The sequence below is a fragment of the Bifidobacterium sp. W8104 genome (genome assembly GCF_016100735.1).
GTDB classification, from domain to species: domain Bacteria; phylum Actinomycetota; class Actinomycetes; order Actinomycetales; family Bifidobacteriaceae; genus Bombiscardovia; species Bombiscardovia choladohabitans.
In genome coordinates, this window is sequence record NZ_JACFRW010000001.1 from 724,948 (window position 1) to 740,181 (window position 15,234).

The 15,234-nt window shown below is 61.4% G+C and carries 10 protein-coding genes; 1 reads left to right on the forward strand and 9 read right to left on the reverse strand.

What is annotated here, in order from left to right; translation table 11 throughout:
* The first annotated feature begins 37 nt into the window (after nucleotides 1–37).
* The gene (locus H3U89_RS02760) at nucleotides 38–865 is read left to right on the forward strand and encodes an alpha/beta hydrolase (protein ID WP_198178583.1); all 828 of its coding nucleotides are present in this window, start codon (nucleotides 38–40) and stop codon (nucleotides 863–865) included.
* A gap of 122 nt (nucleotides 866–987) precedes the next feature.
* Here the strand turns inward: H3U89_RS02760 and H3U89_RS02765 are convergent, their stop codons facing one another.
* The 9 genes from H3U89_RS02765 to H3U89_RS02805 all read right to left on the reverse strand — a co-directional run bounded on the left by H3U89_RS02765 (nucleotide 988) and on the right by H3U89_RS02805 (nucleotide 15,161).
* Nucleotides 988–2,736 carry an extracellular solute-binding protein gene (locus tag H3U89_RS02765; protein ID WP_198178582.1) on the reverse strand — a complete coding sequence of 583 codons (1,749 nt, stop codon included), beginning with the start codon at nucleotides 2,734–2,736 and terminating at the stop codon, nucleotides 988–990.
* Nucleotides 2,737–2,862: 126 nt separating this feature from the next.
* The gene (locus tag H3U89_RS02770; protein ID WP_044097610.1) at nucleotides 2,863–3,909 is read right to left on the reverse strand and encodes a LacI family DNA-binding transcriptional regulator; all 1,047 of its coding nucleotides are present in this window, start codon (nucleotides 3,907–3,909) and stop codon (nucleotides 2,863–2,865) included.
* Between the two features lie 36 nt (nucleotides 3,910–3,945).
* Nucleotides 3,946–5,985, reverse strand: coding sequence for a beta-galactosidase (locus H3U89_RS02775; RefSeq protein WP_198178581.1), 2,040 nt, complete (start codon nucleotides 5,983–5,985; stop codon nucleotides 3,946–3,948).
* An 88-nt stretch (nucleotides 5,986–6,073) separates the two neighbouring features.
* On the reverse strand, nucleotides 6,074–7,576 hold the full coding sequence (locus H3U89_RS02780) for a glycoside hydrolase family 43 protein (protein ID WP_198178580.1): 1,503 nt from the start codon (nucleotides 7,574–7,576) through the stop codon (nucleotides 6,074–6,076).
* A gap of 12 nt (nucleotides 7,577–7,588) precedes the next feature.
* Nucleotides 7,589–8,668, reverse strand: coding sequence for a glycoside hydrolase family 5 protein (locus H3U89_RS02785; RefSeq protein WP_029677562.1), 1,080 nt, complete (start codon nucleotides 8,666–8,668; stop codon nucleotides 7,589–7,591).
* 209 nt (nucleotides 8,669–8,877) lie between these two features.
* On the reverse strand, nucleotides 8,878–10,905 hold the full coding sequence (yicI, locus tag H3U89_RS02790; protein ID WP_198178579.1) for an alpha-xylosidase: 2,028 nt from the start codon (nucleotides 10,903–10,905) through the stop codon (nucleotides 8,878–8,880).
* A gap of 76 nt (nucleotides 10,906–10,981) precedes the next feature.
* Nucleotides 10,982–12,505 (reverse strand): alpha-L-fucosidase, encoded by a 1,524-nt coding sequence (locus H3U89_RS02795; protein WP_198178578.1) that lies wholly within the window; start codon nucleotides 12,503–12,505, stop codon nucleotides 10,982–10,984.
* On the reverse strand, nucleotides 12,492–13,169 hold the full coding sequence (locus H3U89_RS02800) for an SGNH/GDSL hydrolase family protein (protein ID WP_232345465.1): 678 nt from the start codon (nucleotides 13,167–13,169) through the stop codon (nucleotides 12,492–12,494). Before H3U89_RS02800 ends, H3U89_RS02795 begins: the two co-directional genes overlap by 14 nt.
* 240 nt (nucleotides 13,170–13,409) lie before the next feature.
* On the reverse strand, nucleotides 13,410–15,161 hold the full coding sequence (locus H3U89_RS02805; RefSeq protein WP_198176961.1) for an ABC transporter substrate-binding protein: 1,752 nt from the start codon (nucleotides 15,159–15,161) through the stop codon (nucleotides 13,410–13,412).
* Between the last annotated feature and the right edge of the window lie 73 nt (nucleotides 15,162–15,234).

The window sequence follows — 15,234 nt, forward strand, 5'->3', positions numbered from 1 at the left end:
GCCTGAGGGCCCTAACTATCGAAGAGGATGAGAGCAGATGCAGTATTTTGAGCAGGAGATTGAGGGGATTGACGGCAGCCGGGCCAAATTCGTCGGCTACAGCTTGGACAACAGCGAGGAGGTATTGCCGGACCGGGTTCGCCCATCAGTCCTGGTCATCCCCGGAGGCGGCTATGAAATGACCTCGGACAGGGAGGCCGAACCCATCGCCGTACAGTTCCTAGCGGCTGGTTGCAATGCCTTCGTCCTACGCTATTCCTGCTGGCCCTCCGTGTACCCGACAGCCCTGGTCGAAGCGGCCGAAGCCATGAAGCGCATCCGTGAGCACGCCGACCAGTGGCACGTGGACCCCAAGGCCATCAGCATCATGGGCTTCTCAGCCGGTGGCCACCTGGCAGCCAACCTGGCCACAACCGCCGGAGACCAGGACCTCCGGGCCCACGGCTACGACCCCGATGCCGTCCGCCCCGACGGCCTCATGCTGGGCTATCCGGTCATCACCTCCGGTCCCCTCGCTCACCGAGGGAGCATCGACCACCTCCTGGGCGACAAGAAGGAGGACCCTACGGCCCTGGAGGCGGTCTCCATCGAGAAGCACATAGACAGCAAGACCCCACCCGTATTCGTCTGGCACACCATGGAGGATGGTCTGGTCCCTCCGGAGAACACCCTCATGCTGGTAGAAGCATGCAAGCAGGCCGGGGTCAGCGTGGAAGCCCACCTCTTCCCCCATGGAGGCCACGGTCTGGGCCTGGGGACCGAAGAGACCGCCTGGCAGGGAACCAATGGAATCGAGCCCTGCGTGCAGATCTGGCCCCGTCTCGCGGCTGCCTGGATCAAGCGGACCTTCAGGGGGCAGGAGTAGCCGACCGTCTGACTCTTGCTCACACCCCAAGAAGGTGACAAGTCCCTGCCATCCACATTCTCCAGGATTCCGATCCTGCAATCAAGAACCGGAATTCTGGGGCCGCATCGGATGAGCCGGGCTTACTTCCGATCGGCATACTGCTTCTCGATCGCCTTGCGCGCCGAGAAGAGACTATGGGTGTTATCCATGTCCACTTGATAGACCTTCTGGAAGCCCAGCCCGTCCACGTTCTTCACCATGGAGGACCAGACCGAGTCGAACCCTTCGTCATCCTTGGCGAAGACGGCCTGCCAGCAGCCGTTAACCACTGCGGTCTTGACCTGTCCCCGGATGGTCGAGATAACGGAGGACTCCTTGGGGGTGGAATAGCTGGCCCCGGGTATCACAGCCAGCTTCTTCGCTTTCTCCAAATACTCCATCGTGGTGCGGGCACCGCCCATGTGCGCCTGCCAGTCCCTGTCGAGGGCCGTGGTCCGCTTGTCCAGTTCCGAATCCCACATCTGATAGTTGTAGGGGGCTTTAGTGGCGGGATCCAACCCCTTGTTCAGGACCGTGTTGACATTGAGTTGGGAGGCCCCATCCGTGTAGCCCCCTCCCCCGTATTCCTCGGGGACGTTTACCTTCTCACCGGACAGAGCTTTGACACCGAAATCCGTCAGGACCGGTCGGCCTCCCTCTACCTTCCAGGTCAGCCCCTTGAGCCCGGCGGCTCCGTTGGTCTGGGAGCCGGAGGCCTGTATGCCATCCGGTGAATAAAGCCAGTCGATGAATCTAACCAGGCGGGCCTTGTTCTTCGCCTTGGCCCCAACCCCGATGAAAGTAGAGGTCCCGTTGGGCTGCGCCCCCTTGGAGGCGATCTTCATGTCGTCTATGGAGAGCATCATGAACCCCTTCCCCTCTTGCCTGTGGGTCTCGGTGTTGTAGGCTGCCTGCCCCAGCCAGGGCCAGAAGGAGAAGAGAATCTTGCCCTGCTGGTACTTGGCGAACATGGTGTCGTAGTTCTGCGTGGTGGAATCGGGATCGACCAGACCCATCCTCTGCGCCTTGTTGAAGAATTTCAGGGCCCTGACATAAATCCCGTCCGGGGCGATTAGGGACTGGGCATCCGACCCGTCGGCATTGCTCATCACATATCCGGTTCCCTCGGCATAACCGTAGAAGGCTGGCAACTGGAAGCCGTTTTGCATGGCTTGATCGTCCCAGTCCTTGAAGAGACTCAGGGCGTAGATGTCCTTGCGGCCGGTCTCCTGACGGGCTCTCTCCTGCATCTTCTCAAGGACAGGCAGAAGATCCTCCAGGGTGGCGACCTTGGGGTAGCCGACCTCCTTGTAGTAGTCCCATCTGACGAAGGGGCCGAAGGTGGGCTCCACCCCCTCACTGGGCTCCGTAGGCGAGAGGGCCGAGACGGAGATAGGGATTCCCCAGGTACCGTCCTTACGGCCGACATCGGCCCTGAGCTGATCCATGGCCCCCTGATAGGCCTTAAGGTGTTTGGCATCTTTCATATAAGGGGTCAGATCGGCCACCAGGCCCGCCTTGACCACCTTCTTGGCCTGACCGCCGTTGGAGCCTATGACCACCAGGTCACCCAAATTGCCAGCAGCAGAACGGGTGTCGAAAAGCGTGTTGCCACCGCCTGCCACGTTGGGGGCCACGATATTGAGGGTGATGTTGAACTTGTCCTTTACCAGTTTGGCGAACCAACCCTTTTGCTTGCCCTGATAGTTGGCCAGTTGGTCGAAGACCTCCACCGTCATCGATGCTCCGTCGTCAACCCCCTCGGCCTCCGATTCGCCACCCGATCCACAGGCCCCCACGGTCATCGAGATTGCCAGGGTGGCCAGAAGGGCCATCGGCCTGGTCCACATCTTCGACTTCCTCGTCTTTTGACTGTGCATATCTACCTCGCTTCCATCACGAGCCATACGCCATGGCCTCATCGCCATGCAAGAACGCACTGATTAGCATAAAAGGGACTGAAGCGTGGGAACGAATCATTTCGAAGGATTTCGACAGTTCCCGGACCTGACCGGAGACCTGACCGAACCCCGGTCCAGGTATGTGACCGGGATCAACTCCTTGATTCCCCTGCCTGGCCTGGGGCGTCTTCCCTCCACCATCTCGACCAGGACATCGACGGCACGGCCGCACGCCAGGTAAGGGCGCAGGGGGATTTCGTCCAGAGGCGGGTCCAACACGGCCCCTTTGCCGAAGGAGCCCAACTGGATGACCGACATGGCCGATCCAACTGGTCTGCCGACAGCAGCCAGGGCTCTTGTCAGGTTGAACATTCCCATAGTGTCCACCTGTCCCAGAACGGCCGAGATCTCCGGATCAACGGCCAGAGCGCGACATACAAGGCTTTTCATGGGACGAGCCCCCTCACCGTCGAGGTACTCCTCCGTCACAGCTACATGGGCACCGGCGGCCGATGACCTGACCGCCTTCCTGGTCCGGACCAGGAAATTAACGCCCTCCTCGTAGGCATCGGGGTCGGCCCCCAGGAAGAGGAGGTGGGTGTGGCCGGCCGCGACCATACGGTGGACGGCCAGACGGCCCATCTGCTCGAAGTCCAGATCCACCGCGTAGGCCCCGTCCAGGCTGTCCGGACAACCGAGGGACACCACGGGAACCCGTGAGTAAGCGGCCAGTGCGGTACGTGGGTCGTCCACCGTCACATCCATCAGGAGGATTCCGTCCACTTGGCCTGAATCCGCCAGACCAGCCAGGTCCTCATCCTCACCCATAAGGGCCAGGATGTCATACCCGCGCAGATGGGAACGCCGGGCCACCCCGAAGAAGTAAGGCGACCAATCCCCGTAGACCGTCCGCTCGTCCATGGGTGAGCTCAGGGCAAGGATCCTGGTCTCTCCACCCCGGGCCAGGCGTCCATGCGACCGGGGGGCATAGCCCAGTTCGCGGGCGGCCTGCATGACCCTGGCCCTGGTAGAGGCGCTAACCGACCGTTTCCCACTTATGGCATAGGAGACGGTGCTGATGGAGACGCCGACTCGTGCGGCCACCTCCTTGATGCCAGCCATAACAGGACCTGGATACTCAGGTTCGCCGTTAGCCGGTCAGGCCAGCGCGACCAGAGCCACCCCGTAGGGGGGCAGATCCAGTGGGCCAGACACCCGACCTCCTGCAAGGAGGTCCTCACCTCCCCTCAGGAGGGGAAGGTCGGCGGTAATTGGCGAGCGGGCCGAGTTGATCACGATGGCATACCGGGTCCCGTCATCCGATTGGCGGACGGAAAGGCTGACATCCTTGGGAGTGTCGACCGCAGGAAGCCCAAGGCTGTCAACAATGGGATCCATGAAGGCTTCCATGCCAGCCTCGTCCAGGGGGGTGCCAACGAAGTAGGCCTTCCCCCTGCCGAAATCGTTCACCGTCAAGGCCGGACTACCGGCGTAGAAGTCGCCACCCCCGTAGGAGGCAAGGGGCTTGGCTCCCTCGCAATGAATCAGGCTGGCCACGATCTGACCGGCAGGCTGGCCGTCAACAGCTGCCAGACCTTCCACCGGTATGGTTTCATCAGGCGCCAGGGCATCGATCTCCTCGACCCAGACCCCGGTCAGCCTCCTTAGAACACCCGGGTACCCACCTGGAACCACCAGGTCGCGTTCGTCATGGATACCGGCCATATAGCCGGTGACGAAGGTGCCCCCATCGGACACATAGGACTCCAGGTGGTCTGCCACATCGGGCAATAGGGAGATCAGGGCCGGGGCCAGGACCAGGTCATACTTCTTCAGGGTCTCGACCGAGGACGTGCTGGGTATGAAGTCCACGGCCAGGTTGCGGCGGTAGAGAGGGCGGTAGAAGCGGTGGACCTCCTGGGGGTAGGAAAAGCCTGTCGTGGGGCCCACGCAACCTTCCAGGGACCAGTAGCTCTGCCAGTCGAACATGATGGCCACCCTGGCCACCACTCGGCTACCCATGAGACGGGCCCCCACCCGATCCAGCTCGGCACCCAGGGCAGCGGTCTCCTTGAAGACTCGGGATTCCTCACTACCGCTGTGGTCTATGACGGCCCCATGAGTGCGCTCACAGCCGCCCAGGGACTGTTTCATCTGGAAGAACTGCACCGTGTCGGCCCCATGAGCCACGGCCTGCCAACTGAGCTTGCGGACCTCGCCGGGCCGCTTGACCTTGCAGAAGGGGAACCAGCCCTGTTGATTGGGCGTCTGCTCCATCAGCATGAAGGGACGGCCACCGCCCACCCCCCGCATAAGGTCGTGGGACATTGCGGTGAAGCTGGGTGGGGTGTCCATGCCCGGATAGTTGTCCCAGCTAACCAGGTCCATCTGCTGGGCCCACTCGAAGTAGTCCAGGTCCTTGAAAGTCCCCATCAGGTTGGTGGTGATCGGCGTGGAACCGTCGTGGCGGCGGATGGCGTCGCGCTCATTGGTGAAGCAGGCCAGCTGTGCCTGCTCCTGGAAACGGCGGTAATCCATCTGCAACCCGGAGATCACACACTTGTTCTCACCGATCCCATCCCCGTAGGTCACAGGTGGAACCACGTCATCCCAGTCGTAGATGGTGTGGCTCCAGAAGTTGGCGTACCAGGCCTGGTTGAGGGCCTGGATCGTACCGTACTTGTCCTTCAGCCAGACACGGAAGGCTCGGGCACAGCCCTCGCAGTAACACAAGCCGCCGCCACCGCCGTACTCGTTGCCCACATGCCAGGCCACCAGGCCCGGGGTGTCGGCGTAGCGTTCGGCCAGGTGGCCTGCCAAAGCCCCGGAAGCCTGTCGGAAGTATTCACTGGTGGGGCAGAAGTTGTGTCGCCCACCGAAAACGCGATGCCTGCCCTCCTGGTCGGTCCGGATCACCTCTGGGTGGGTCCTGACCATCCAGGCAGGCAGGGCCGCCGTACCTGTGGCCATGACGATGTTGAACCGGTGCTTGACCAGGAGGGCCACAATCTTATCCAGCATGGAGAAGTCATATTTGTCTTCCGAAGGCTGCAGGAGGGCCCAGGAGAAGACGTTGATGGTGGCCTCGTTGATGTGGGCATCCTCGAGTTTTTCGATGTCCTGTTCCCAGGTGTCCTCCGGCCATTGTTCCGGATTCCAATCGCCCCCGAACAGGAAGCTGCTGAAAGTGGGTTTCATGATCGATCTCCTTCAGGTCGTCCGACGGGCACCAGATGGCACCATAGCGGGCGACTTCTCTTGTTGTTTTTGCGAACGAACAGATTGCTCAGACCCGGTAGGCCACCGGATCGAAGGTAACTCGTCCGGAACCGTGGGCGTAGACCCCCAGAAGGATTCCGGTGAAGCCACCGGCATTGGTGAAGCTGAGGACCTTGCCCGGGGCATGACCCAGGTCGTGACCCCCGTCCCGACCCACAGCACGAAAGGCGTAGCCCATCTCGTCCCCCCTGATCTGAAGACCTATGGGTGCCCCAGCAGGCAGGTCTGCGGACCCCACCAGGCTGACCAGGCCGGCGTTGTGTACCTGGACCTGGACATGCACCAGACCATCCCGCGCAGGTTCCACCGACAGATCCATGTAATGGCCGGCATTGGCGTAGACGGCCAATCCGGCCTGGCCATAAGTCAACTGGGCCGGATCGGGGAGGGCGGCCTCGAAGCTGCAGCGGAAATCTGTCTGCCGGGTTCCGATCATGGGCGCCCCGTCATCCAGGCCGAAGTCATGGCCGGCGGCCTCCACGCGTATGCGGGCCGCCGTCGGGTCACTCGAACCGGTCACGCTGAAACGACCAGCGCTGTCCAGGGAGGGGGTGATCCAGTCAATCTGATCCTCAAGTGCATCCCCCTTGCCCAGAAGGGGCACATCGTAGGATTGATCGGCCAAGGTGGGCCAGCCATCCTGCCAATCGAACCAGACCGCATAGGACTCCCTGCCCAGCCAGCCCTGGGCAGGATACTCATGGTTGTTCCGCGTTCCGTGGAAGACCATCAGGGTGCGGTCCTCATCGAATCCGGCGCAGTCGCAGTGGCCGATGGCCTGAAGGGTCAGGTGGGTACTCCGGTTGGTGATCAGTGGGTTGCCCGGACACATCTCGTAGGGGCCTGTGGGGGAGGCGGAACGGGCCATGTTCTCCATGTGGCCAGCCTCGGTGCCCCCCTCCGCCCACATCAGATAGTAGAGGCCATCCCTCTTGTACATGTGAGGCCCCTCAGGGTTTGCCCCGGTGGTCCCTCCGCAAATCCTCTCCCTCTTAGTCAGGACGGTCCCCGTACCCACATCCAGGCGGGACAGGTAGATACCGGGGACCTCCCTCCTGCCTTCCTGGTCAACCTGGTCGCTTTCATTGCCGCAGATGTAGACGGTTCCATCGTCATCGAAGAGCAGGGTGGGGTCGATACCAGGCCACCCCTTGATCCACAGAGGATCGAACCATCCCTGGTGGGGATCCGGCGTGGTCATGATCATGGTCCCCTTGTTGACGTTGGTGACGATCAGGTAGAACAGGCCGTCATGCCAGCGCAGGGTGGGAGCATAGATGCCCCCGCTGTTGCCCATGCCCTCGCAGGGGAACTGGGAGGGGCGGTCCATGGCGTTCCCCACCAGGGCCCAATGCTTCCCGTCGCCACTCTCGTATATGGGCAAGCCCGGGAAATACTCGAAGGAGCTGTTGACCAGGAAGTAGCGGCCCGAAGGGGCCCGGCAGATAGTCGGGTCCGGGTGGAATCCCGACGCGATCCGACGGGCGGGTTTGCAGTTGAACAGGGTCATCGCGGCACCTCCCTACCGGCGGTCCGCCCTGGCCTGGGCGAATAAGGAGGCCATGTCCGGGTCGAAGAAACGGCCAGTGGCCCGATCCAGGAAACACATCTCCTTGGTGGAGGTATCCCAGAGGACCGGGCAGGATCCGTTCTCGCGGCAGCAGTTCAGAACGGTCGATATCCACTTGAGGTTGCTGGCGTGGTCCTTCCCGTCCACGGCCTCGGTCAGCAGACCATACTCTCCGATGATCACGGGGATGCCGGCATCGACAAAACGGCGGCGCTGAGTGGCGAAATCCGCCTCCACCGCCTTGATGTCCGCCTCACTGCCCCACTCCTGCCTGGGTTTGCACCAGGTGGTGTCGTGTGTGGCCAGGGCGAAATCGGCCGGTGAGTAATAGTGGATGGATACGATCAGCCGGTCCGCTGCGCTGTCCTTGGGCAGGTGGTAACGGGAATCACAGGTCATGGCCGTGTCGGTGTTGTAACCGGGAATCAGCAGGAAACGGTCGGCGTTGTGCGATCCGCTGGCCCTGACCGTGTCGACGAAGATCTGGTTGAGCCTTTCCAGGAGGACATAGGCCTGATCCCGGTCCATGTCATCGAAACCGATCTCGTTGCCGCCCTCCAGGATGAGGTCCTGCCCGTAATCCTTGAACGTGTCGGCGATCTCACGCCAGAGACCGGCGAATCGCCTGCAGACCCCATCCGGGTCCTTGTCCGCCTTGCGGATCCAAGGGAGGTCGCCCTCACCACCATCGTGATGGACGTTGACGATCACCTTGAGCCCGGCATCCAGGCTCCAGTCGACGGCCCGGCGGACCGCGTTCATCCAGATGGAGTCCACGTGTCCCTCCTCGTCAATCCATTCCACCCAAGTGACCGGGATGCGGATGGTGTCGAACCCGGCCTGCTTGACCAGGCGGGCGCACCCAGGGGTGAAGGGCTGATTGAACCAGAGTTTCTCCTGATCCTCCGGGGTCCAGGTCCGACCCTCCTTTATGGCCCTTTCATGCTCCCCTTGGAGCGGGAAAGCATCGAAGGTGTTGCCCAGGTTCCATCCCAGGCCCAACTGTCTGACGAATTCAAGAGCGGTCGTCATAAACCGTCCACTTCTTTCTGCCGATAAGGCTGTATTGATAAGGGATGCACCGCCTGACAGACAGGGCCGCCGAACGGAGGGAAGCCGACGGACACATGCATCCACTGGAGTTTTCATTTATGCGATCCAGGTCCTCCCCTGACCTGCCGATCCGGGGAGAACCACACCGGGCACAGGGAAGTGCCGGCCGCGTGATACCAGAATCCGCCTCACACGTGGAGGGGGTCGGTACCTGGTCTGACCAGGACCGGCAGGGTGTGGTAGTCGTAGGTCTCCTGGTACCAGCGTCCAGGCTCATAGGTCTTTCCTGTCAGCATGTTGGCCCAGGGTCGGCCCGTGCCCTCATCAGGAACGTAGAAGCGTGCGGTCCCGTCCTCATTGAAGATTGGGGCCACCAGGATGTCGTCCCCCAACATGTACTGGGTGTCGATGTCCTCGCAGGTCGGGTCGCTGGGGAACTCCAGGACCATGGCCCTCATCATGGGCAGGCCCGTCTCATGGGTCTCATGCGACATCTTTATCAGATAGGGCACAAGACGCTGCTTGAGCTTGGCGAACTCACGGGTGACCTCGACGGCCTCATCCCCGTATAGCCAGGGAACCTTGTAGGCAGTGGACCCGTGGTAGCGGGAGTGCGAGGAAAGGAGGCCGAACTGGGTCCAGCGCTTGTAGATGTCGGGGGTGGGCTGGTCCTCGAAGCCGGCGATGTCGTGACTCCAGTAGCCGAATCCGCTCATACCGAAGGAGAGACCGGCCCTCAGGCTTTCGGCCATGGAGGGGTAGTTGGAGGTGCAGTCCCCGCCCCAGTGGACCGGGTAGCACTGTCCGCCCACCGTCGCCGAACGGGCGAAGAGGATGGCCTGGTCGGCCCCTTTCACCTCGACCAGGAGGTCATAGACGGCCTTGTTGTATAGGAGGGTGTAATAGTTGTGCATCTTGACCGGGTCGGAACCGTCGTAATAGACGACGCCCTCGGTGGGGATGCGTTCGCCGAAGTCGGTCTTGAAGCAGTCCACGCCCTGGTCCAGCAGGTGCCTGAGCTTACTCTGGTACCAGGCCGTCGCCTCGGGGTTGGTGAAGTCGACGATGGCCATGCCTGCCTGCCACTTGTCCCACTGCCAGACCTGGCCGTCGGTACGCTTGATGAAGTACCCCTTCTCGGCCCCTTCCTTGAAGAGCTTGGACTTCTGGGCGATATAGGGGTTGATCCAGGCACAGACCTTGAGACCCTTCTGGTGGAGGCGGGCCAGCATCCCTTCGGGGTCCGGGAAGGCGGAGTGTTTCCACTCGAAGTTGCACCATTCCAGGTCGTCCATCCAACGGCAGTCGAAGTGGAAGACCGACAGGGGGATGTCCCGCTCCGCCATACCGTCGACGAACTCGTTGACGGTCTTCTCGTCATAGTCGGTGGTGAAGGAGGTCGACAGCCACAAGCCGAAGCTCCAGTCGGGGACCAGAGGGGGCTTACCGGTCAGATCGGTATAGGTGTTCAGCACCCCTTTGAGGTCCTGGCCGCCGATCACCGAGTATGTCAGCTCCTGGCCGGGGACGGAGAACTGGACCTTGGAGACCTCGTCGGAACCGATCTCGAACTCCACCTTGTCAGTGGAATCCACGAAGACTCCATACCCCCGGTTGCTCATATAGAAGGGGACATTCTTGTAGGCCTGGGCCGTGCCTGTACCACCATCCTGATTCCAGATGGTGACCGTCTGCCCGTTCTTGACGAAGTTGGTGAAACGCTCGCCCAGGCCGTAGATCTTCTCTCCCACGCCCAGGTTGAGGGACTCGACCATGTGTGGCCTGCCATCGTCATCGGTCACCAGGGCCTTGCCCCTCCACGCCGACCTTGTCAGCGGACGGCCCTCATACTCGTACTCGAAGTCGATGGCATCACCCTTGGCGATCTTCAGGGCCAGCCTGCCACTGGTGAAGGTCCATCCCCTCTCATCCTCCTCGATCCTCACCGGGGGATCGGTCCGGTCAAGCGTGAACCGTGGGTCATGGCTGTGGTCCTGCCTGTAGTTGATGATCCGGGTGGTGATGATGTCGGGACGGGGGGAGGTGACCTCGATGGTAAGCAGTCCTCCGTCCAGGGTCATGCCGGGATTCCTGATCACCTGGAAGGGGGCGTAGAGGGTCAGCCTTTTCTCTTCGATATCCGCGCTGTAGATATTGGCCGCATATTTGACGTCGAAACCGTCGCGCACAAGCCATTCTCCGTTGAGGAACTTCATATCTTCCTATCTTTCCTTGTTGTTGTCGGTCACTAAGTCCTCGAGCCGCTGACAGAAATCCCGCAGGGGCCGAATCTCACTCCACGTCGATCCGGATGCCCAGTGGCAGGCCGCTGGCCGTGGCTCCAACGGGGTCCTTGAGGCCCTGAACCGCCAGTCCCCGGTCCGTCAGCTCGTAGCTGACCGGTCCTGCACCCAACTGGCTGACCTGGCGGACAATCCCCTGAAAGACAGACCCTTCCTTGCCAAGTGGGGCAAAGGCCTTGATAAGGGCCCGTCCATCTGCGGCCGGCTTGAGCTGGTAGGCGTAGATGGCGCCTGATGCCGAGGTGAACCGGAAATCCTCGGGGGTGAAGACGGCCTCGGTCTGATCCGCGAAGGACCCCGCTGCCGGGTGGGTGGGACCCTCCTGGGCGACCCACCAGGGGCGGGATCCATAGATCCCCTCCCCGTTCACATCCATCCACCGACCGATGGATTCCAACATCCCCTCCTCCTCGGGGTCGATGGACCCGTCGGCGCAAGGGCCCACGTTGAGCATGAGATTGCCGTTCTTGCTGACCGCGTCAAGGAGGGCGGCCAGGATTTCAGCCACCGACTTGTGGTCCAGGGTGGTCGTGTGGCACCAGGAGTTGCGGGCGATGGCAGTGTCCGTCTGCCAGACGAAGGGTGTGGGGTTGGCGAAGCCGCCGCGCTCCACGTCCACGATGCCCGAGCCCCAGGCCATGCCGTCCATCTTGTAACAGATGGCGGTCGGAATCCCCCACTCGACTGACCGGTCGTAGTAGTAAGCGGCCAGGCGCTGTAAATAAGGCTTGAAGGCCTCGTGCTGGACCCACCAGTCGAAGTAGAGGAGTTCGGGCCGGTAGGCGTCGATCACCTCGCAGACCCGCAGGAGCCAGTCATCCAGGTACTCCTTGGTGGGATAGGGCTTGCTGAAGAGGTCCTGGTTGTCGGGCTCGGGCATGGCGGGCCAGTAGAAGTCACCCCTCTTCATGGGCTGATGCACGTCGCTGTCGAACTCCTGCCCGTGGCCCATGAACCACCAGTGCTCAGCCCGGTGGTCGGACAGAGCGAAGTGAAGCCCCTCATCCAGAGTGGCCCGCCGCAGCTCACCGATCAGGTCGCGATGGGGCCCCTTGTCGAAGGCGTTCCATTCCGACAGGTCGCTGCGGTACATCTGGAATCCATCGTGGTGCTCGGCCACGGGCATGTAGTAGCGGGCACCGGCCCGGCGGAAGAGGTCCAGCCACTGGTCGGGGTTGAAACGCTCCGCCTTGAACATGGGGATGAAGTCCTTGTAACCGAACTCCTTCTGGGCTCCGTAGGTCTTCACGTGGTGGTCGAACTCCGGGTATCCCTTGATGTACATGTTGCGCGAGTACCACTCGTTACGGTAAGCAGGCACGCTGTACAGGCCCCAGTGGGTGAAAATGCCAAACTTGGCATCGGCGAACCAGGTGGGGGGCTCCATGGCGCACAGGGAGGCCCAATCGGCCTTGAAGGCACCCCGGCTGATCTCGGCATCCACCCGCGAAAGGTCGTCGGCCCCGACCACGTCTTCACGCAGGGAACGGGGCTCCTGTTCACTTTTCGTCATCGAATGTGGTCCTTTCCCAGTCGAAGCCGACGGCTTGGAGCCAGGTCCGGGCCACCAGCATATGCCCCTCGATCCCGGGGTGGCAACGGTCCATGCTGAGTATGTAGCTGCTCTGTTTCTCGAGGAAGTGGTCCATGGCAGCCTGGACATCCACGTAGATGGCCTTATGTCGGTCCGCCACCTTCCTGGCCACTTCGGCATAACGGTCGACCATGGCCCTCATCGGGTCCTCCCTGTTGGGCTCCATCATGAAGGGGCTCATGACAATCAGACCTTTGACACGGGGCTCGGTCCTGCCCATCAGATCCTCGTAGGTGTGTTCGAATTCATCCAGGGAGACCAGGTCCGCCTGGCGGAAGGGACCGTCGAAGTGACGCCAGACGTCGTTGATCCCTATCATGACGGAGACATAGTCGGGTTTCATATCGAGCACGTCCCTGTCCCACCGGGCTGCCATCAACTTGATGTCGTCCCCGCTGACTCCCTCGTTCATGATCATGAGCTCCCGGTCAGGGTATACGGCGGTAAGAAGGGCGTGGACCAGGTTGACATAGCCATCACCGAAGGAGCCCCAGCCGGCGGGAATGGCCTTGTAATCACGGTTGACGTCAGTGACCGAGTCTCCGCAGAAGACAATTCTTGAATTCTTTTCAAATGGGAGCATGCAGCTCTCGCACCTCGTTTTCCTTCTCTGTTTTCTATCATTCGCGGCACGGCCCCTGATTGGAACAAAGGCCACATTCATAACCGGTAACCGGAAACACATCCACCGTGTCACCGACATGGCAAGGGGAGCGCGACGGAGGGTGGTTGACCACCCGCCCGGCTAACGCTCCCCCACCGGTACATGCCTGACGATGGGCAGGGTCACCAGAGCTCCCCCGCCTTACCGTCCGGTGCGGAATCAGTTGCCTTCCGCCTTCTCGCGGTTGGCGAACTGCTTCTTGATGTTGACGCGGGCCGTGTTCTGGTCCTTGGCGTTCTTCATGTCCACATCCAGAACCTGCTTGAAGCCCAGTCCGTCGACCTTGGAACGCATCTCGTCCATCAGGCTGTTGAACTCGTTGTCGTCCTTGGCGAAGACCGCCTTCCAAGAGGTGTTGACGATCTCGGTCTTCACCTGACCGCGCAGGGTGGAGATCTGGGAGGACTCATCGGGCTGGATGAAGCTGGAACCGGGGGCGATCATGAGCTTGTTCGCCTTCTCCAGGTACTGCATGGAGGTCTTGGCCCCGTCCATATGCTCGGACCAATCCTTGTCCAGGGCGGAGTTGCTGAACTGGTCGATGGTGGATTGCCACATGCTGGAGTCATAGGGCTCCTTGGTGTCGGGATCGATGTCGGTGGCCAGCTCGGTGGCAAAGTTCAGGGCGGATACACCGTCGGAGTAAGAGCCGCCACCGAACTGGGCGGAGACCTTGGAGGACTTGTTGCTCTGGAGCTTCTTGCCGAAGTCGGTCAGCTCGGGCTTGCCGTCCTTGATGTCGAAGTTCATGCCCTTGACGTTGCCGGCCATGGCATAGACGCCCTCCCTGGAGTAGAGCCAGTCGATGAAGTTGACCAGGCGCTGCTTGTTCTTGGCCTTGGACCCGACGGCAATGATGGAGGCGCCGCCATTGGGGGTGGCTCCGTAGGAGAAGATCTTCATGTCACCCATGGGGGCCAGCATATAGCCCTTGCCCTGGGCCTTGTTTTCCGTGGTGTTGTAAGCGGCAGGCCCCAGATAGCTCCAGAAGGAGAAGAGAATCTTGCCCTGCTGGTACTTGGCCGACATGGTGTCGTAGTTCTGGGTGGAGGACTCGGGGTCGACCAGGCCCATCTGGTTGGCCTTGTTGAAGAACTGGAGGGCCTTCTCGTACATCCCGCCCTTCTGGGTGACCGACTGGTAGTCGGAGCCGTCGGCCTTGGCCAGGACGAAGCCCATCTCGTCATAACCGAAGTAGGTCGTGGGCTGCTTGGCGTTGTTCATCATGTTGCCGTCCCAGTCCTTGAACAGGGAGAAGGCATAGACATTCTTGTCGCCGGTCTCGGCCCGGGCCTTGTCCTGCATCTGCTTGAGCACCTGCAGGAAGTCATCCAGGTTGTTGAACTTCGGGTAGCCGATCTCACGGTAGTAGTCCCAGCGGATGTAGGGGCCGAAGACGGGCTCGTTGCCCTCGGAAGGGTCGGTCGGGCTCTTGGTGGAGACACTCTGCGGCACCCCCCAGACCCCGCTGCTCTGGCCCGACAACTTGTTGAGGGCGTCGGTGGCGGTCTTGTACTTCTTGATGTTCTTGGCATTCTTCAGGTACGGCGTCATATCCTCGATCAGGTGTGCCTTGATCAACTTGGTCAGTCTGCCGTTGCCGGCCCCGGTGATGACCAGATCACCCAGGTTTCCGGCCGCCGAACGGGTATCGAAGAGGGTGCTGCCGCCACCGGCCACATTGGGCGAGATCATGTTCAACTGAATGTTGAACTTGTCCTTGACCATCTTGGCGAACCAGCCCTTCTGGATGCCTTGGTAGTTGGCCAGGTCGTCATAGACATCCACCTTCATCAGGGAGCCGTCGTCCTTCTCGTTGGCGGAGTTGCCTCCGCCGCCGCCACAGCCGGCCAGGGCCAGCGAGGCTGACAGCACCGCTGCCGTCACCACTGCGAGTTTGCTCTTCTTCATGGTTTCCTTGTTACCTTTCTCTGTCATAGTCTGGTTTTCAGACTCTCCGGTCGGCCCGTGCGGTCGCCCGACA